Origin of the sequence: Mucilaginibacter sp. KACC 22773, from assembly GCF_028736215.1 — a bacterium.
Lineage (GTDB): Bacteria > Bacteroidota > Bacteroidia > Sphingobacteriales > Sphingobacteriaceae > Mucilaginibacter.
The window spans coordinates 2,571,185-2,589,556 of the sequence record NZ_CP117883.1 but is presented as its reverse complement, the minus strand read 5'-3'; the positions used below and the strand labels follow the sequence as shown (position 1 = coordinate 2,589,556).

Genomic DNA, 18,372 nt, shown 5'->3' with positions numbered 1-18,372 from the left:
ATAAATATAAGGTTGTGTCACCGATAAATTGACACGTATTCTTCAGCCCAATGTCACAAGTTGTAAATACAGAAATGAGATAGCCTTATGATTTCCGACTTAGTACTGTTGACTTAACAATAGGTTATTTTGAAACTACCTGCCAGCCATTAAATGGCTTTACTGTAGCACAATTTGGGCTGCCGTCTTTGGCTGTTCCGGCTACGTTTGTTTTAAGCATTAAAGCCGCATCTGCATTTAGCTGATCGATGATCTCCCAGGTTATTCCCGCCATCGGAATTTTGAGCCTCCTGTTCCAGGGGCTAATCTGCCCGGCCAGCGTGCCGATATCGAGGTAAATAAAGTTGCCCATGTATGGGCCTTGTATAAATGGCCCGCCAAACCTTGGCAAAACATCTTTAAGCCTGTCCCCTTTTGTGGTTATCGTTAAATAAAAATCCAGGTCGCCTGAATCAGTTTTTTGGATTTGTACAGTTTCATATTTATTGCCCGATCCCTTTTGTAAACCAAAAGCGACCCCGGCGGTAGGCTTTTCGAGGATGATATGAAGCGATAGTTCCATGGTTTTATCAGATTTTGGTTAGTATCAATAAACAACGGTTAAGATACTGAAATCGCGAACTATATCTTTGATCTCTAAGCGTGATTTTGATATCATTCAATTTGTCTGAACTCGAATTACTAAGCGAATTTTTAGAATTTCCGAATTAGCTTTTTAATTCTGTTAATTCTTTGATTCTGTAAATTCTGATTCAGACAAAACCGCTAATCGTTCAATCGCTTTATGTAGTCCAAAAACATATACAGCGCCTTCTTCTTCCCTTCGGTTAAATCAAAATCAATTTTTACCATCAGGTAATCAACAATATCAAAGTCATCGCGCATAGGCAACTCTTTGAACAGCTCCTGCCTATGGTCGAGGCCGTATTTCAGGGCGGCGTTAAATTCCTGCATAAAATCATGCGGGATTGGTTTGTTGGCTATCCAGCCTGCAAACATGAACGGCAGGCCGGTAAACTTTTGCCATTCTTCGGCCAAATCGTATACATATTTATACTGGTCTTTTTTGCCAAAGGTGCGGTCGCCAATTTGAACAAAAGCCGTGTTTGGTTCGGTCGATAGGCTGTAGTTTGGAGCACCCTCAATTAACTCCGGACTTATTTTCCAATAGTTTTTAAGCAGTACACGCCCCAGGTTGTTAGATGAGCGCGATTCGGGATCAAGCTGCAGGTATTTAATATCGTGTACCGGGCAATTACTAAATATAAAAACCGAGTTTACCGCGCCTACGGCACCAATGCAGTAATCGGATACTATTTCCCAGTTGGGCAGGCTTAACGTGGCCGCCACGGGGATAAGGCCTATATCCGCCACGTCATCAATGAGTTTTTGGGCACAATCAGTCGGGGTGTCAAGGCTTAGTTCTATTTTATCTACAAAACCAGTATGTTGAAGGCCGTATATAAAGGGTTTGGTATTAGTGTAGCTTACTGCTGATATTCTGATCTTTTTCACAAGAAACGTTCTCTTTCAGGATTGTTTTAAATGTTCGGCATTGTTAAAATCTACAATAGCAAATTGTTGGCCATCATAAACAACTTTGTATAAAACCAAATTTTGATGCGGAAAGTTATCCATTTCGCTTAGTGGCTTGCCGGTTAAAATACAAAGCAATAAACGCATGGCGCGGCCATGCATGCAAACCAGTACGGTTTTTTCTTCGGGATGGCTCATGATCACCTTCAAAGCCTCGCGCTGACGGATCTCTACTTCGTTAGGGCTTTCGCCGCCTTCAAATTTACTATCCAATTTTCCATCCAGCCAATCGCGCATAATTTGCAAAAAGGCTGCTTTATTTTCCGGCGTGGGCAGCTGACCTTCATGAATACCCCAGGCCAGCTCATCAAGGCCCGGAAGCTTTTCAAATGGCAATCCCCCATCCAAAAAAGGCTGAATACTTTGCTTTGTACGTTTTAGCGCAGATATATATGCTTTATCAAAAGGTACGTCTTTATAAGCCGCAAAAAACTGTTGAGCCTGCTTGCGGCCCTCGTCGTTCAGGTCGGTATCAACGCCCCTGCCCTGGATAATTCCCAATTTGTTGTACTCAGTTTGGCCGTGACGTACTATGTATAAGGTTTTTTGCATTTTTTAGCTTAAAGCTGAAAGCATAAGGCTTAAAGCTTTGTTATTGTTGTCGTATTAATTATGTTGAAAGCACAATGTTTCTCCTTCTTTTTTGCTTTCAGCTTTTAGCCTTCTGCTTTAAGCTTAGTTTATTACCGGCAGCTTGTAATATTGCGGCTTGGGCTGGGTTTCAGGAAATTCAAAATCATTGTAATCGGTAACTACATTATAAAGCGTATCGCGCTCAATAGGGTACCTGCCTACATGTTTAATCAGTTCCACCAATTGTTTGGTGCTCATGCCGGGGTGCTGCTCTTCGGCGCCTGCCATCGAGTAAATTTTGGTGGTATCGTCAAGCGTACCGTCAATATCATCTACCCCAAAATTAAGCGAAAGCTGCGCCGTGGTACGGCTAATCATAGCCCAATAGGCTTTAATGTGATCGAAATTATCCAAATAGATCCTCGCGACAGCATAATTACGCAAATCTTCAACAACAGTTGATTCAGGCACATGCGACATCTGGTTATCCTGGTTGCGGAATTTCAGCGGGATAAAAGTTTGGAAACCGCCTGTTTTATCCTGCAGCTGGCGTAAGCGTTCCATATGATCAACCCGGTGATGAAATTTTTCGATATGACCGTAAAGCATGGTGGCGTTTGAGCGGCCGCCCAACTTATGCCATTCCTCGTGTATGGCCAGCCATTGGTCGCCGGTACATTTATCTTTTGAAATCAGATCACGAACCTCGGGGTGGAAAATCTCGGCCCCGCCGCCGGGTATCGAGCCCAAACCGGCCTCCATCATCAGGCGCATGCCGGTGGCGTAGTCAATTTTGGCTTTTTTGAAAATATAGTGGTATTCAACCGGCGTTAAGGCCTTGATGTGTAATTCGGGGCGATGGGCACGTATACGACTGAAAAGCTCCTGGTAAAAAGGTACATCATATTGCGGCAGTACGCCACCTACAATATGTACTTCGGTTACCGGTTCGTCATCATATTTGGTTACCATGTTAAACATTTCGTCCATGGTATATTCCCAGCCTTCGGCTTTTTGCTTAAGCAGGCGCGAGTACGAGCAAAATTTGCAATCGTAAACGCAAAGGTTGGTGGGCTCGATATGAAAATTACGGTTGAAATAAGTTTTATCGCCATGGCGCTTCTCGCGGATGTAGTTGGCTAAAACACCAAGATAACCCAGGTCGCCCTGCTCATATAACGTAACACCTTCATCAAAGGTGATCCTTTCGCTGCGCTGTACCTTTTCGGCAATATGCTTTAAATCAGCAGGCAGGTCGGGGTTTTGTAATAATAACTGTAAATTATGCTCAGCTTCCATTCAAAAAACTTTGAACAAATGTACTAAAAAAGCGGAAAGCTTAAAGCCCAGGGCCTAAAGCAAGGGGCATCTTTACAATAAGATTATGAGGGGGTGGAAGCTGAAAGCCGAAGGCTGAAAGCAAAAAACTAATTGGGGAAAGCCGAAAGCTAAAGGCTGAAAGCAAAAAGCTTAAAACAAGAATTGGAATAGCTTTCGGCCTTTAGCTTTCGGCTTTTAGCTTACAAAGCGGTTATGGCTGTAATGCTTATCCCTCTAAAGCAATCGTCGGCGCAATTGCGCGGCACATAACCACAGTCGGAAATAAGGCCGTGGTTTTTTGCTTCAAATATGATATCATTGGTTGCGGCATCAGCTTTAAGCCATTCGGTACGGGCCTTTAAGTAAATGTCATCTATCGTAAGTGCATTGGCTGCATCATTTGGGTGCGAGTTTATGGTGGCAGCATCTTCATGCCAGGCTTTAACGGTATCAGCCTTATTGGTGCCATCGTTACGGGATTGTACTTTAATGTAATCACGCGAAACAACTTTACCATTGCTTACAGCTACTTTGATGGTTACACCAAAACCTACCCACGAGCCAAAGGTTGTTGTATAGGAATATGAGTTTTTGCTGCTGTTTTTGAAACTTATCCAGGCTTTATAGCTGGCATCGTATTCGCTTTGTTTGGCGATGTTTTCTTTTTTACAGGCAGTGATTAATAATAACAGGGCGATTGTAAGCAGGTGCAGGTTTTTCATGTTGTGTTTTTTAACAATTACGCAAAATTTACATTGCCTGCTACAACACATTACAAATAATCTTATTTACTTTGAAGGCGCAACAACATCAGCAATAATGAAAACTGAAACTATAGCTATACACGCAGGCAACCATGTAGACGGATCATCAAAAGCCGTGATACAACCTATTGTTATGTCGACCACTTTTGAACGTGACGAAGATGGTAGTTTTCCAGGCGGGCATATTTACAGCAGGGCATCGAACCCTAACCGGGCCTTGCTTGAAAATGTTATAGCCAAATTAGAGGGTGGCGCCGATGCAGCGTCATTTTCATCGGGTAACGCGGCGGGCATGTCGGTATTTCAGTCGCTGGCTCCGGGTACCCACATTATTTGCCCTGATGACATGTACCACGGTTTGCGTAATCAGCTTAAAAACCTCTTTGCGGGTATTTTAACGTTTGATTTTGTTGATGTTAATGATATCGAAGTTTTAACCCAACACATCAGGCCCGACACCGGGGTGATTTGGGTTGAAACGCCATCAAACCCACTGCTCAAGATCACCGATATAAAAAAAGTAGTTGCCTTTGCCAGGGCGAACAACATTAAAGTAGTGGTTGACAATACTTTTGCCACTCCTATTTGCCAGCAACCATTGGCTTTGGGCGCCGATATGGTAATGCACTCGGCCACTAAGTACTTTGGAGGCCACAGCGACCTGATGGGCGGCGCATTAATTACCGCCGGAAAAAACGATTGGTGGGCCAAAATACGCCAGGTACAGGAAATGGGCGGCGCTATCCCCTCCCCAACCGACTGTTTCTGGCTGGTACGGAGTATTAAAACCCTGCCCTACCGTGTTAAGGGCCATGTTCACAATGCGCAATTATTAGCTGAGTTTTTAGAGCAGCATCCTAAAGTAGAAAAAGTATTATATCCCGGCCTGCCATCACATCCGCAACATAATATTGCCAGGGAACAGATGCTGGCCTTCGGCGGCATGCTATCATTTATTGTTAAGGGTGATGAAAATGATACGCACAATATCATCAATAAATTAAAAATATTTACCAGGGCAACCAGCCTGGGAGGTGTTGAAAGTTTAATTGAGCACCGTGCAACGATGGAAGGCCCAGATACAAAAACACCATTTAACTTATTGCGGGTTTCAGTTGGGTTGGAACATATTGATGATTTGGTGGAGGATTTGAAGCAAGCCCTGAGTTAAGGCTTGCTTTTGCCGCTATACGCATTTAGCGAGACGCTTGTCCGCGCGGTTTGTCGTAATAAATTAAAAAATTATTTCTTCCCATATTCCGCTGCCATCTCATTAAGCTGCCCGCTGCTGATGGTTTGCCCGCCATTACTGATAACTACACGAAAACGAAAAGTCACCGCCTCGCCTTTATTTAAATGCAAATTCTTTGCCGATTTACCATTCGTAAAAATCTTCTCACCTAAAGGGTTAGCCGCAAATAAGCCATAACCCCTGGCATGCCAAAATGTGGGATAATTAGGATTTTGAGGATGATCTATAATAGCGATACCTACCGAATCGGCACCCATTTTACCGTAAACCTTGCACCATACGCCGCGGCTGCTCCAGGCATCGTTACCTGTTTTGCCAGCGCTGGTTAAGTAATTGCCGTTGGCCACTTTATCGGTACCGGCTTTAACTATGGTTACATTGCCTTTATCGTCGGTAAATTTTTGGTCTTCAGTAGCAGGCATCTGCAGGTCATGAGCCAGGCGCAGGCCAAGCAGGCCGTCTTTAGCATCGGTAAAAGTTGCATCCACACTGGCTTTTAGTGTAGTAATACGATCTATAATGCGCTGATTGGCTGTTCCGCTGAATTCAAAACGGGTGGTTTCTTCTAAAATGACATCTTTTTGCTGGTTAGTCCAGTTTGCATGGTATGCCAATACGCCGGTTGTGCCGCTTTTGGTTTCCAGCACCTTGTCGGTACGGATCCAGCCGTACAAATTCTTTTTCTCTTTATGAATGGCATAGGAGTTATTCCAGAAATCCAGTCCGTTCAGGTTTTCAAAATTAAACCAAAGGCCTATGTGATGTGGATGGTCGGTTGGGTCCCCGGGCTTTGGATCAAGCGGAAAGCCACGGGTAACAACAGTTCCATTAGCTGTGCGTAAAGGATATAAAACCGGTTTCTCAAGACTATCAGGGTACAGAAAACTTGTAAACGGCTTACCGCCGATAAACACATCTACCTTACGTTCCTTTTTTGACTCTACAACCTTTACCGGCTCGCTTTTTTGAGCGGCTACACCTGTGGCAAAAGCTATTGAGGCTATCATTAAACCTGTTTTTTTTAAAGTATTTATCATCATTACTTATCAATATTTAAAAACTTTACCGTTTGCCATTACTTCCTGGGTGCTTTCATCAAACGTTGCCTTAACACCGGTGTGTACCGCCGCATTGGTCATGATATTGGCAATAGAATGGCTGTACCCAGCTTCCACCGGAGCATTGGGTTGCTTACGACTGCGTACGCATTCCATCCAGTTGCGCACATGGTTTGAAGTAAGCACATCGCCGCCGGTGTTGGCCGATGCTACAACCTGTTGTGTATTTGCCAGGCTGATCTCGGGCAGCAGGTTGGCTTTCATGCCCATAGCGGCAGCCATTTTTTCTGTGAGCCCGCCATTTGGAGACACTTTATTGGTGATCAGGTTTAGTTCGCCTCCGTTGGAATAGTAGATTTCGGCGGGATGTTCATCTCCGTTATGCATGCGCGAGCCAAAGGTTACCTGGAAACCGGTTGACAGATCATCCAGCGGACCATAATCAAAGGCAGCCAAAATGGTATCCCAGTTGCGGCGGCCATCTTTCCACATATAAATACCGCCGTTGGCAACAACGCTGCGCGGGTGCTTCAAACCGGTAAACCAATGTACTGTATCAATCTGGTGGCTCATCCACTGGCCGGGCAATCCGGAGGAGTATGGCCAAAACAAGCGATATTCCAAATACTTGCGCGGATCGAAAGCCTCGTATGGCCGGTTCATGATGAAGCGTTTCCAGTCGGTATCTTCTTCTTTTAACTTACTAAGTAATTCGGGCCGGCGCCAGCGGCCCGGCTGGTTAACGTTCCAGGTAAGCTCGACCATGGTAATAGGCCCAAACTTACCCGAGCGGATAAAATCATTGGCAGCGTGATAATTATCCCCGCTCCTGCGCTGCGATCCTATCTGCACTATTTTTCCAGATTCCTTAACGGCCTTAAGCGCCGCGCGGTTATCCTCCATAGTTTCGGCAAATGGCTTTTCCACATACGCATCACAGCCTGCTTTAACAGCTTCAATTGCATGGCGTGCATGCTGAAAATCGGCCGTACTAATAAATACCGCGTCGACGGTTTTGCTATCGTACATCTCCTCGTTATTGCGGTACGCCTTTACATCGTTCTGCATTTTTTCTTTCCATACAGCGGCACCTTCTTCTCGGCGGTTTTTCCAGATGTCGGATACGCCAACCACTTCGAAATTCAATTCTTTATAATGATTCATGAAGCTGGGGATGTGCGAACTTTTATGCCTGTCGGAAAAGCCGACAACACCAACCCGAACACGGTCATTAGCACCAATAATGCGTTTGTAGCTTTTGGCGCTCCACGCGTTTTTAGTGATCAATACGCCTGCTCCTGCTATAGCAGCCTGTTTTATAAATGTACGACGAGAGTTTTCCATACTGTAAGGTTTACTGTTTTTTCAGTGTAGATATAAATTGGTTTAAATAGCGGTTTGTGGTGCCGCGATATCAAATATCGAAGAAATACCGCATAATGCATTATTCTTTTTTGTAAGAAGCGTATTACAATGTATAAGGTGAACAAGCCGGCTAATGCCCCGGATATAACAATAAGTACTTCACTATCAAATTTTTATCCTATTAAAACCTTTCACGACCTAATATTTTAATCCTTTAATATATTCAATAGTAACAGGAATTTGCGTTGCGTACGATGGGCTTTCATCCTCAATAAAATAATGCCTTACGCCCGCTTTCCTTGCTGCTTTAAGCACCGCCGGGATATCGATCTGACCGGTGCCAAGGGCTACATCGTTTTTAGTATCGGTGCCCCCGGTAAGGTCATTGGCTACGCCTTTGCGAATATCCTTAAGGTGCATCAGTTTAATGCGGGTTGGATATTTTTCTATCAGCTTAGCCGGGTCCTGCCCGCCGTGGAACGACCACAACAGGTCGATCTCGAATGATACATACTTTGGGTCGGTATTTTTAGCGATATAATCAAACAGGGTTCCGTCCTCGTAAGGGCCAAACTCATACCCATGGTTGTGGTAGCAAAATGTAATCCCGGCTTCTGCAAGGTATTTGCCAACCGTATTAAAATCAGTAACGGCTTTTTTGGCATCTTCCAGGTTAAACTCCTTACCATGCGGAATCCAGGCTACCATCACATATTTGGCGCCTAACGCTTTAGCCTGTTTCACCACCTGGGCCGGGCTTTTCACTATATCATCATACCCTGCTCCTATCGACGGAATGCTGATTCCTCTCTCGTTACAAAGCTTACGGAAAGCTTCGGGCGTCATGCCCTTGGGTTCCTGTCCTTCCAGTTCGGTTATGCCCATTGCTTTAATGGTATCCAGTACGGATATTGTAGCTTTAGGCATACTGCTCCGGAAGGTGTAAGCTTGCACGCCTATTTTACCGACAAAAACCGGTTTGCCGCTTTGAGCAAAAGCATTGGAGGTTAATAAGCCTAAACCTGCACAGGCGTTTATTATAACTGATGATGTTTTCATATGTGGTGTTTTGTATGTTATTGACCGAAGCGAATATCGCTTAATTTAAGGATGCCATCATTTGGTTTGGTACGTTTAATGGCAAAAACAAATACATTGTGTTTGCCGGTAACCTGCTTTTGCACATCGCCGCTTAACCAGGCCAGTTTATCCCAACTGCCGGTATCGCCATAAGTTGCCAAACAAATAACGGGGCCTGCCTGTGAATCCATCCGTACTTCAATCTCGCCATCAACTCCCTTCGATCCGTATTGGAAGCTCATTTTTTTGATATCGGTTAAATCAACATCCCTGAACAACACAAACGATTTATGGTTGCCCAGCGACAGATCGTCTTTGAAACGATTGAATCCTTTTAACTCATCAGCATAAACAGCCTTTACATCGGCATTTCGTAAGGTTACCACATCGGTGCCTGTAAGCGGACCAACCACCTTACTACCTTTATCAGTATAGGATGCAAACAGGGTGTACTGCCCGCGCGGCTCGGCGTCGCTAAATTTCAGGTTCAGGCTACCGTTAAGCGGTAAGGCAGTGGCCTTGCCCTTTTTGTCGGTAAGCGAAAAAATGTATTTCACTATCTCCCTGGTATCGGCGGCCGAAAGCTGAGGGTGCGCGCTCATGACATGTTCGGTTCCCCAGCTGCCTGCGCCACCGGCTATGATTTTTTTGGATAGCTTATCAACCGATCCTTTTTGTGTTTTATACCGATTGGCTATCGCTATAAAACTTGGCCCTACAGCGGTCTTGTTGGCCAGGTGGCACGATTTACAATCGCTATTAGCCATTAACGCCTTGCCGGGATAGCTTATCTCGTTGGCCGACAAAGCAGCCAGGCTTTGCACTGTTTTACTATCGGTTGATGGCTGGGGATTATAGATGTAAAATAAATTCACCCGTTTAAGGTCTATCTTAGCGTCTTCTTTATCCTTCACCACCACATGATATTTAAAGGGCTGCCCCTTTTGGATGAATGATTTGTTGCCCGCACTGGCAATAGTAACCACCGGCCGGGTATTGCCCACCCTAACTATAATAGTATCGCGGCCTGTAGCACCGGCTTTATCGGTAACTTTTAAAATAGCCTTGTAAACACCCGGCTTAGTATAGGTATAGCTTGCCGAGGCTGTTGCTGCTCCTACCGTTTTACCGTCAAACAACCACTGATAGGTTATTTTATCGTCATCATCCAAATCTTTACTGTTCTGGCTATTAAAACCTACGGTTAGCGGTGCCTGGCCTGATATCTCTTTTTTTACGGGCATTTCCTTCAACTCGGCAGTAAGGTATTTGGTATGCTGGTAGTAGGCTTGCGTAGCGGTATCGGTAATACCGGCTTTGGCAATTGGCGCGCGGTTGCCGGTGTTGTATTCAATTTTTACCAGGCGGGCATCTTCGTTTTGCGCCCCGTACACAGATCCGTATTCCAGCATATATAAAGCACCATCGGGGCCGAACTGCATATCAATAGGTCGCCGGAAATCGCCATTGGCGGGCATAAAAGCCTCATTGCGCACGTAGTTTTCGTTTTCATCAAACGTGAGGCTTATTACCCAGTTGCGCATCCAGTCGGCAACAAATAATTTACCGTCGTAATAATCAGGGAACTTATTGGGATTTTTAACATTGGCATTATACTTATAAAAATCGCCACCTATAGCGCAGCGCCCGCCTAATCCCAATTCCGGAAACTCATCCGATGCAGCGTAAGGGTACCAGATCATGGCTGGCGTAGCCGGTGGCAATACACTTAAGCCGGTATTATTGGGCGAGTTATTTACCGGGCGTTTAGGATCAAACATTGGCCCCGGTGTGCCCGTAACAAAATCCCAGTGCGAGTAGGCAAAGTTGTTGCCCACAAAATACGGCCAGCCAAAGTTGCCTGCCTTGCGTGCCTGGTTAAACTCGTCATATCCACGCGGACCACGTGGCGAATCGTTACCGGCATCGGGCCCTATCTCGCCCCAGTATAAAACCGAGGTATTGGGATTCACCGCAATGCGGTATGGGTTACGGCAACCCATCACATAAATCTCCGGTTTAGTTTTGGCCATGCCTTTGGGGAAAAGGTTTCCTTCGGGAATGGTATAGGTTCCGTCAGCTTCGGGATGAATCCGCAATATTTTACCCTTAAAGTCATTGGTATTACCTGCGCTACGCTGGGCATCCAGGCTAAAATGCTCTTTTCCGGGGCGTTCGTCCAGCGGTGCGTAACCATCGGCCGGGAACGGGCTCGAGCTATCGCCTGTAGACAGGTATAGGTTACCGTTTTTATCCCAGGCCAATGAGCCGCCGTGGTGTGCGCCGCTTACTATTTGTACCGGCACTTTTAACAAAACTTTTTCCGATTTCAAGTCGAGCACGTTAGTCGGGCTCAATTTAAAGCGTGAGAGCTGGAAGTTTAACGGCTCAACGGTTTGTCCTTCGGGCATGTAATAAATATATACAAACTGGTTAGTTTCAAAATTTGGGTCAAGCGTTAGGCCAATAACCCCGGTGCCTCCCTGGTAAGTGATGGGGAATTTATGGATCACTTTAAACTGGTTGGTTTTGGTATTATAAACCGAAAAATTACCCATCAACTGGGTAAAAAATACGCGGCCATCTTTAGCCGTAGCCAGTTCCATAGGCGATGCCACGTTACTAACCAATACCGTTTTAATGAAGCGGGTTTGATCGGGCGATACTTTGGCGTATGCTTTACCGTAATCCAGCGGTTTGCCGTTGCCCATAGCATATTTAATACCACCAAGCATCTGCCCTAAAAACAAAGGATCGCTATAGCTTTCGTCGGTGTGGCCGCATCCGGTATAAAACGAGCGGCCGCCATCAAACTCGTGGAACCAGGTTATGGGGTGATTAGCCCCGTTGGTGCCGCCATCGTAGGTGTTTTCGTCAAGGCTGGCCAAAATATGTATCCCGCTATAGATGGATTTGTAGTTGTACCACTCGTCGGTACGCTCCCATCGGGCAGGCAAACCGGCCGTTATCGGGTTTGTACGGTCGGTAACATCTATAGTAGCCGTACGGATATTGGAATTATTGGGATGGCTTGAAAAATAGGCGCCCACCAGTTTACCATACCATGGCCAGTCGTACTCGGTATCGGCAGCCGAATGGAAGCCTGCATATCCGCCCCCGGCCTGTATGTACCGCTCAAACGCTGCCTGCTGCGCGGCGTTAAGTACATTACCCGTGGTACATTGAAATATAACGGCATCGTATTTTTTAAGATTCTCGTCGGTAAAAGCTTCAGAATTGGTTGTGGTATCAACATCGAAGTTGTTTTCTTTACCCAGCTTTTGGATAGCGGCGATGCCAAACGGGATACACGAATGATGCCAGCCTAATGTTTTTGAGAAAACCAGCACATGCTGCCGCGGAACAGGTTTTTTAAACGAATACAGCCCAAAACTGAGCCCTATCAATAAAATACAGGTGAGTTTTAATTTTAATGACATGAGTTGAGAGATTTAGTTGATGCACATTTTGTTGCCAATAAGCCCGCCGGCAATAACCCTTAAAAGCGCTGCAAGAAAGGGCTGATAAGGCCCGGTGATAAATATGTATTATGTAACGGTAAAAAAGTACCGGCTAACTAATTGGTTCAACAATATTAACGATTTAGCAAACCACTGTGTAATAAATACACCCTTATTTCGCTCTCGCGGCGCATTGTAAATGAATTGTTACCCTTGGATTGCTGAAACGATTTACAACCTGTCGTAAACCACCCTAAACTTTGTCGCATACTGCTATTTGCGCAATTAGCCCCTGGCGTTAAATTTGAATTATGAAAAACTTAATGCTGCTTTATATTAAGATCACTACTTTTATAATTATACTTATGACAACAGCGACCACCACCCAGGCACAAGATGCCGGTAAATATGCCCAGGTAAACGGCATAAAAATGTATTATGAAATTTATGGCACAGGCCATCCGCTGGTATTAATTCATGGCGGTGGTTCAACAATGCATACTTCATTTGGTAAAATTATGCCCCAACTGGCCAAAACCCATATGGTTATTGCGGTCGATTTGCAAAATCATGGACGCACATCTGCCAGGGATATTCCCGAAACTTTTGAGCAGGATGCCGATGATGTAGCCGAACTGCTAAAACAATTAAGCATTAAAGGTGCCGATGTTATGGGTTTTAGCAACGGCGGCAGCACTACCCTGCAATTGGCTATCAGGCATCCCGAATTAGTACGTAAGCTGGTTACCATTTCGGCACTTTATAAACGTGCCGGGACGTTCCCGTGGTTTTGGGATTTTATAAACAAAGCAGATCTATCTTCGATGCCACAGATTTACAAAGATGTTTACCTGGCCATCCCCGGCAATACCCAGGCAGGGCTGCAAAACATGCAAGATAAAGATGCCAAACGGATGCAGACCTTTAAGGATTGGAACACCGACGATATCAAAGCCATCCAGGCTCCTACCCTGGTCATCGTAAGCGATCAGGATGTGATAACGCCCGAGCACGCTATAGAGTTGTCGCGGTTATTGCCACATGGCCGGCTCACCATAATGCCCGGCAGCCACGGCGCTTTTATGGGCGAGGTTATGGCACCAAACCCGTATAGTAAAGTACCGGAGTTATTTGTAGCATTGCTTGATGAGTTTTTAACGGCTGAATAACGGCAGCGCCCAATTTTAATAAGTTATCTTAATTATTTTATTTCCCGTTATGCCAAAACCTACGCTTTGGTTCGGGAAGCTTACAGCGTTAATGGCAGAATACCCGGTAATATCTGACGATCCTGTCCAGCTATCGCCGCCATCGGACGTGGTATAAATTGAAGCATAAGAATGACCAAAATCGCCCCCCGAATAATTGCCCCGGCCGAGTGCGATGCCGTTTTTAGAGTTTTTGAAATAGATGGCGAAAACATCTGCCGGCGAATTAGCCAGCACGCTCCACGAGTTGCCATTATTTGTTGATTTTATAACCTTGCCCTGCCCACCCACATAGGTAACGCCTCCGGCAGATGCTATGCTGTAGTAACCGGTGTTGGTTTGCGGGCTGGTTACTTTCCAGGTTAGGCCGCCATCATCTGTCTGTACTATCTTATCAAACAGGCATATTATGAAGCCATTTTTATCATCAGTAAATTTTATTTGCATCATTTTCCCGCCCAGGTTTTCGATGGCCTGCGCTGTCCACGCCAAACCGCCGTTGGTAGTTTTGTAAATCACGTTATTACCTACGCAAAAGCCCACATTGGTATTTACAAAATAGACGGACGTTATCTCAGTTTTTTCAACCGGTGTATAAACCCTTGCCCAGCTTTGGCCGCCGTCAAGCGTACGCAGTATAAAACCACCCGGCGGCACACAGCCCGTTCCTCCACATGAGCTTTCGCCACCAACCGCAAACCCTTTATTGCTATCTATAAAATAGAGGCCATAAATAGGCAAATTGGTATTTGAATTTTCGGCTTGCCAGCTGTCGCCACCGTTAAAAGTTTTATAAATACCACCGCCACCGCCGGCAACATAACCGGTTTTAACATCAGTAAAAAATACCGCTGTAATTGATTGGGGCAACTGAGCAGGCAGCAAAACTACTTTGGCGTTACTTTCGCTGCTTTTAATTGCAGCCGGCTGGCCTTTATCGCAGCCCGACAGGACGGCCATAACAATTGCCATTGCAAGAAAAATAGGGTAAGGTGGTTTCATAAAAAGTATAATTGGCTATTAACCTGATTACGCATTATTACCTGCAAATGCTACAACTGAATCATTTTTTTAATAAAACCTAAGGAATAAATTACACATCCGGAATTTTTAAAAATACTTTACGTTTGCATGGGGAACCGTCCCGGCTTTATTTATCGGCCATTAATATTTGATTTGAGTTTTATACCGAAAAAACATAAGTTTGATGCTTGAAGAGAACCAATTGATCAATTAATGAGCCAGGCTAATCAACTTACAACTGTCCCATCGTTTATACGCAATACCGTTGCCAATATCCATCCCGAAAGTCATACATTTTTAATCCATAAGGTTAAAGATACCTGGGTGGAGATTACTTATGGCGAGGCGCTGGAAAAGATAGATGCCATATCGGCATGGTTATTAAACCTGGGCATTAAAAAAGGCGACCGGTTGTCGCTGATTATCGAAAATGGGCCAAACTATGTTTATTACGACCAGGCATTACAGCAGATAGGTGCGGTAAATGCATCGATATACCCTACCCTCACCGAAACCGAAATTGAGTATATCTTAAACGATTCGGGCGCAAAAACCATCATTACAGGCAATCCGTTCCTGCTTCGCAAGGTGCTTAAAATAGCCAATAACTGCCCCGAGCTCATTCGTATTATACCGGCTTTTGATGATTTTGAAAAACACAGCGGTAAACATACGCTCAACGCCGGTGTAATTGGTTTTGATGATGTGATTAAAGAAGGACTGGCTTTGGTGAGCCAATATCGCCATGCTATTGCTGCCGCCCGCGAAGCTATTTTACCTACCGACCTTTCCTGCCTTATTTATACATCAGGTACAACAGGTATCCCTAAGGGTGTAATGCTTACGCATTATAACCTTACCCAAAACGCGCTGAATAGTGTTATCCAAATTCCTTTTGTAAGCAAGGATGACCGCTTTTTATCGTTCCTGCCATTATCGCATGTATTTGAGCGTACAATTTATCATATCGCAATTTTAAAAGGGTCGCAAATTGCTTTTGCCCAAAGTTTGGAGCTGTTAGCTAAAAATATGGGCGAAACGCAGCCTACCATACTATGTTGCGTGCCGCGCCTGCTTGAGCGTATTCACGATAGGGCTATCAAAAGTGGTACATCTGCAGGTGGCATAAAAACCAAAATATTTTTATGGGCATTTGAAATTGGCAAAAAGGTACGTTTGATACATGAAGCCGGTAAATCGCCGGGCCTTATCCTTAAAGCCCAGCATGGCATTGCCGAAAAATTGGTTTTCAGTAAGATAAAAGAAAAAACCGGCGGCAAGCTGCAGTTTATGGTATCGGGCGGAGGCGCACTGCCCAAAAACATAGGTGAGTTTTTTGGCGACCTGGGTATAGTAATACTGGAAGGTTTCGGATTAACAGAGACATCGCCCGTTATGGCTGTAACCGAAAGGCACAGGGTTATTTACGGTACCGTGGGCCGCATTATTCCGGGCATTGAGGTAGCCATCCAAAATGTAGAAACCAAAGAAATTTACTCCATACAAACCCACGATAATTTTAAGGAAAATACAGAAACCGAGGAAGGCGAAATTATTGTTCGCGGCCATTGCGTAATGAAAGGTTACTGGCATAAGCCCGAAGAAACAGCCATGGTTATAGATGACGACAACTGGTTTCACACAGGCGACATAGGCAGGTTTTATCGCGGTAACCTGCAAATTACCGACAGGCTTAAAAACATGCTGGTAAACGCGTATGGCAAAAACATATATCCTACCCCGGTTGAGAATACGTACCTCAAGAGCCCCAAAATTGAACAGGTGTTTTTAGTGGGCGATAAACGCGAATACATAGCCGCTATCATAGTGCCCGGTAAAGAAGGCTTGCAGGAGCAATTCGGCCTCCAGAACGATTTTTTTGAACGCCCGGAAGTATTTATCGATGAGCAGGAAATTGTGGACTGGATAAGCCAGGATATCCGCAAATTCAGCAACGAGCTCGCCAAGTTTGAACGTATCAAATCATTTAGGATAAAACGTAACCCTTTCAGCATGGAAGAAGGCGAAATAACCCCAACCATGAAGGCCAAACGCAAAGTTATTGAGAAAAAGTATGCCGCAGAAATAGATGAACTGTACGCCGGTGAAACGGAAGAAGATTAATTTAATTTGAGAATTTGAAGATTTGAGAATTTGAAGATGCTTTTGGTCTAAACCACTATTTTGAGATTAAGGGATTGACAGGATTGGATTCCAAATCAAATCCAAATAATCCGAAAAATCTGCTTAATCCGAGTTCAGAATAAATTTGTTAATCCTGCAGGCCCCTTAAATCAAAAACAAATACTAAATTTATTAGCATGAAGCGATCTGGCAGTGCTGACTTACCTTTACACTATGGCTATGTACCCACATGGCTTGCCGAGCGCATGGCAAAGTTAGGCCTGGCTGTAATTGAAAACATCGTAATGGATTATGGCAAGGACGAGGTTTTACGCCGCCTGAGCGATCCTTTCTGGTTTCAGAGCCTTGGCGCGGTTATGGGGATGGATTGGCACTCATCGGGCATAACTACCTCAGTAATGGGCGCTTTAAAAAAGTCAGTAAACCCATACAGCCGCCAGCTGGGCATTTATATTTGCGGCGGCAAAGGCAAACACTCCAAACAAACCCCTGCCGAGTTGTTAAAAATTGGTGAAACCACCGGGCTTGACGGCAACCACCTGGTACGATGTAGCAAACTAAGCGCTAAAGTTGATAACACAGCCATTCAGGACGGTTTCCAGCTATATACCCACAATTTTATCCTGAGCGATACCGGCAAATGGGCCGTGGTGCAGCAAGGCATGAGCGATGCCAGCAGCACGGCACGCCGCTACCATTGGCATTCTGAGCAATTAACATCATTTGTTGATGATCCGCATACATCCATCTACGGCAAAAATACAGGCCTGATCCTGAACATGACAGATAAGCTGGCCGACACCTCCCGAAACGGGGTAATGCAGATAGCCGCCGAAAATCCGGAAGCCATGATCAAAGAGATCAGTCACCTGGTACTGCCCAACCATCATGATGTAAAAGCCAGGGACGTGGATTTGAAACGCCTGGGTGCCGTACTTTGGTTAGCGCATGAAAAGCAACCTGCTGATTTTGAAGATTTATTACTATTACAAGGCCTGGGGCCACGTACCCTGCAATCGCTGGCATTGGTAAGCGAGGTTATACACGGAACTCCATCCCGGTTTAAGGATCCGGCAAGATTTTCATTCGCGCACGGCGGTAAGGATGGCCACCCCTTCCCCGTACCTACCAAAGTTTATGATGAAACTATAGGCGTCCTCCAAAATGCAATACACAAATCGAAACTGGGGTTATCAGAACAAAACGAAGCCATCAAACGCCTCCATAAAATAGCCGAGAATGCCGAAAAAGATTTTACACCCAACGCCAATTTTGACCAGGTAATTGCCAAAGAGCGTGAGGATTCATGGAAATACGGTGGCCGCACCGTATTTGGAAAAGCAAAGCCACCGGTACAACAGCAATTGAAATTATTTTAGCATCTTCCGCTATCGCGCATCGCTCCCGCGAGCTTCCAGCTCGTGGGGTACATGGTTTCAGCTTTCAGCTGAAATAGTTAAGCCATAGGCTTAAACCAGGATGCCCACGAGTTACGCTGACGCTAACCTCGCGGGAGTTAAAGGGTTA

Annotated in this window: 14 protein-coding genes; 4 read left to right on the top strand and 10 right to left on the bottom strand. The window is 45.1% G+C overall.

Going from position 1 to position 18,372, the window contains the following annotated elements; all coding sequences use genetic code 11:
* Window positions 1-124 precede the first annotated feature (124 nt).
* The 5 genes from PQ469_RS11045 to PQ469_RS11025 form a co-directional block, all read right to left on the bottom strand.
* Window positions 125-562, bottom strand: coding sequence for a DUF5990 family protein (locus PQ469_RS11045; RefSeq protein ID WP_274213016.1), 438 nt, complete (start codon window positions 560-562; stop codon window positions 125-127).
* 203 nt (window positions 563-765) lie between these two features.
* Window positions 766-1,515, bottom strand: a complete 750-nt coding sequence (locus PQ469_RS11040; protein ID WP_274213015.1) for a menaquinone biosynthetic enzyme MqnA/MqnD family protein — start codon at window positions 1,513-1,515, stop codon at window positions 766-768.
* Between the two features lie 15 nt (window positions 1,516-1,530).
* Complete coding sequence (locus PQ469_RS11035; RefSeq protein WP_274213014.1) at window positions 1,531-2,148, bottom strand: histidine phosphatase family protein; 618 nt, start codon at window positions 2,146-2,148, stop codon at window positions 1,531-1,533.
* Between the two features lie 123 nt (window positions 2,149-2,271).
* Window positions 2,272-3,468, bottom strand: coding sequence for an aminofutalosine synthase MqnE (gene mqnE, locus PQ469_RS11030; RefSeq protein ID WP_274213013.1), 1,197 nt, complete (start codon window positions 3,466-3,468; stop codon window positions 2,272-2,274).
* Between the two features lie 221 nt (window positions 3,469-3,689).
* Complete coding sequence (locus tag PQ469_RS11025) at window positions 3,690-4,211, bottom strand: hypothetical protein (RefSeq protein ID WP_274213012.1); 522 nt, start codon at window positions 4,209-4,211, stop codon at window positions 3,690-3,692.
* Between the two features lie 97 nt (window positions 4,212-4,308).
* Here PQ469_RS11025 and PQ469_RS11020 point away from each other — a divergent pair, with 97 nt between their 5' ends.
* Window positions 4,309-5,424, top strand: a complete 1,116-nt coding sequence (locus PQ469_RS11020; protein WP_274213011.1) for a trans-sulfuration enzyme family protein — start codon at window positions 4,309-4,311, stop codon at window positions 5,422-5,424.
* Between the two features lie 71 nt (window positions 5,425-5,495).
* Here PQ469_RS11020 and PQ469_RS11015 read toward each other — a convergent pair whose 3' ends face one another.
* From PQ469_RS11015 to PQ469_RS11000, 4 genes are all read right to left on the bottom strand, one after another.
* A complete protein-coding gene (locus PQ469_RS11015; protein ID WP_274213010.1) occupies window positions 5,496-6,545 on the bottom strand; it encodes a DUF6807 domain-containing protein in 1,050 nt (349 codons plus the stop codon).
* Window positions 6,546-6,551: 6 nt separating this feature from the next.
* Window positions 6,552-7,907, bottom strand: a complete 1,356-nt coding sequence (locus tag PQ469_RS11010; protein ID WP_274213009.1) for a Gfo/Idh/MocA family protein — start codon at window positions 7,905-7,907, stop codon at window positions 6,552-6,554.
* Window positions 7,908-8,126: 219 nt separating this feature from the next.
* Entirely contained in the window at window positions 8,127-8,987 is an 861-nt protein-coding gene (locus PQ469_RS11005; protein WP_274213008.1) for a sugar phosphate isomerase/epimerase family protein, read from the bottom strand.
* A gap of 17 nt (window positions 8,988-9,004) precedes the next feature.
* The gene (locus PQ469_RS11000; protein WP_274213007.1) at window positions 9,005-12,448 is read right to left on the bottom strand and encodes a ThuA domain-containing protein; all 3,444 of its coding nucleotides are present in this window, start codon (window positions 12,446-12,448) and stop codon (window positions 9,005-9,007) included.
* A 386-nt stretch (window positions 12,449-12,834) separates the two neighbouring features.
* Here PQ469_RS11000 and PQ469_RS10995 point away from each other — a divergent pair, with 386 nt between their 5' ends.
* Window positions 12,835-13,638, top strand: a complete 804-nt coding sequence (locus tag PQ469_RS10995; protein WP_274213006.1) for an alpha/beta fold hydrolase — start codon at window positions 12,835-12,837, stop codon at window positions 13,636-13,638.
* Window positions 13,639-13,653: 15 nt separating this feature from the next.
* On the opposite strand, the gene PQ469_RS10990 is transcribed toward PQ469_RS10995, so the two are convergent.
* Window positions 13,654-14,679, bottom strand: a complete 1,026-nt coding sequence (locus PQ469_RS10990) for a WD40/YVTN/BNR-like repeat-containing protein (RefSeq protein ID WP_274213005.1) — start codon at window positions 14,677-14,679, stop codon at window positions 13,654-13,656.
* Window positions 14,680-14,913: 234 nt separating this feature from the next.
* Here PQ469_RS10990 and PQ469_RS10985 point away from each other — a divergent pair, with 234 nt between their 5' ends.
* Both PQ469_RS10985 and PQ469_RS10980 read left to right on the top strand, forming a co-directional pair.
* Window positions 14,914-16,824, top strand: coding sequence for an AMP-dependent synthetase/ligase (locus tag PQ469_RS10985; protein ID WP_274213004.1), 1,911 nt, complete (start codon window positions 14,914-14,916; stop codon window positions 16,822-16,824).
* A 197-nt stretch (window positions 16,825-17,021) separates the two neighbouring features.
* Entirely contained in the window at window positions 17,022-18,224 is a 1,203-nt protein-coding gene (locus tag PQ469_RS10980) for a DUF763 domain-containing protein (protein ID WP_274213003.1), read from the top strand.
* Window positions 18,225-18,372 lie beyond the last annotated feature (148 nt).

What these genes read in the sequence shown, in the direction of transcription:
- PQ469_RS10980 (WP_274213003.1), top strand. Translation starts at nt 17,022, where the DNA reads ATGAAGCGATCTGGCAGTGCTGACTTACCTTTACACTATGGCTATGTA.
- PQ469_RS11035 (WP_274213014.1), bottom strand. Translation starts at nt 2,148, where the DNA reads ATGCAAAAAACCTTATACATAGTACGTCACGGCCAAACTGAGTACAAC.
- mqnE (WP_274213013.1), bottom strand. Translation starts at nt 3,468, where the DNA reads ATGGAAGCTGAGCATAATTTACAGTTATTATTACAAAACCCCGACCTG.
- PQ469_RS11000 (WP_274213007.1), bottom strand. Translation starts at nt 12,448, where the DNA reads ATGTCATTAAAATTAAAACTCACCTGTATTTTATTGATAGGGCTCAGT.
- PQ469_RS11045 (WP_274213016.1), bottom strand. Translation starts at nt 562, where the DNA reads ATGGAACTATCGCTTCATATCATCCTCGAAAAGCCTACCGCCGGGGTC.
- PQ469_RS11015 (WP_274213010.1), bottom strand. Translation starts at nt 6,545, where the DNA reads ATGATGATAAATACTTTAAAAAAAACAGGTTTAATGATAGCCTCAATA.
- PQ469_RS10985 (WP_274213004.1), top strand. Translation starts at nt 14,914, where the DNA reads ATGAGCCAGGCTAATCAACTTACAACTGTCCCATCGTTTATACGCAAT.
- PQ469_RS11010 (WP_274213009.1), bottom strand. Translation starts at nt 7,907, where the DNA reads ATGGAAAACTCTCGTCGTACATTTATAAAACAGGCTGCTATAGCAGGA.
- PQ469_RS11005 (WP_274213008.1), bottom strand. Translation starts at nt 8,987, where the DNA reads ATGAAAACATCATCAGTTATAATAAACGCCTGTGCAGGTTTAGGCTTA.
- PQ469_RS10990 (WP_274213005.1), bottom strand. Translation starts at nt 14,679, where the DNA reads ATGAAACCACCTTACCCTATTTTTCTTGCAATGGCAATTGTTATGGCC.
- PQ469_RS10995 (WP_274213006.1), top strand. Translation starts at nt 12,835, where the DNA reads ATGACAACAGCGACCACCACCCAGGCACAAGATGCCGGTAAATATGCC.
- PQ469_RS11025 (WP_274213012.1), bottom strand. Translation starts at nt 4,211, where the DNA reads ATGAAAAACCTGCACCTGCTTACAATCGCCCTGTTATTATTAATCACT.
- PQ469_RS11020 (WP_274213011.1), top strand. Translation starts at nt 4,309, where the DNA reads ATGAAAACTGAAACTATAGCTATACACGCAGGCAACCATGTAGACGGA.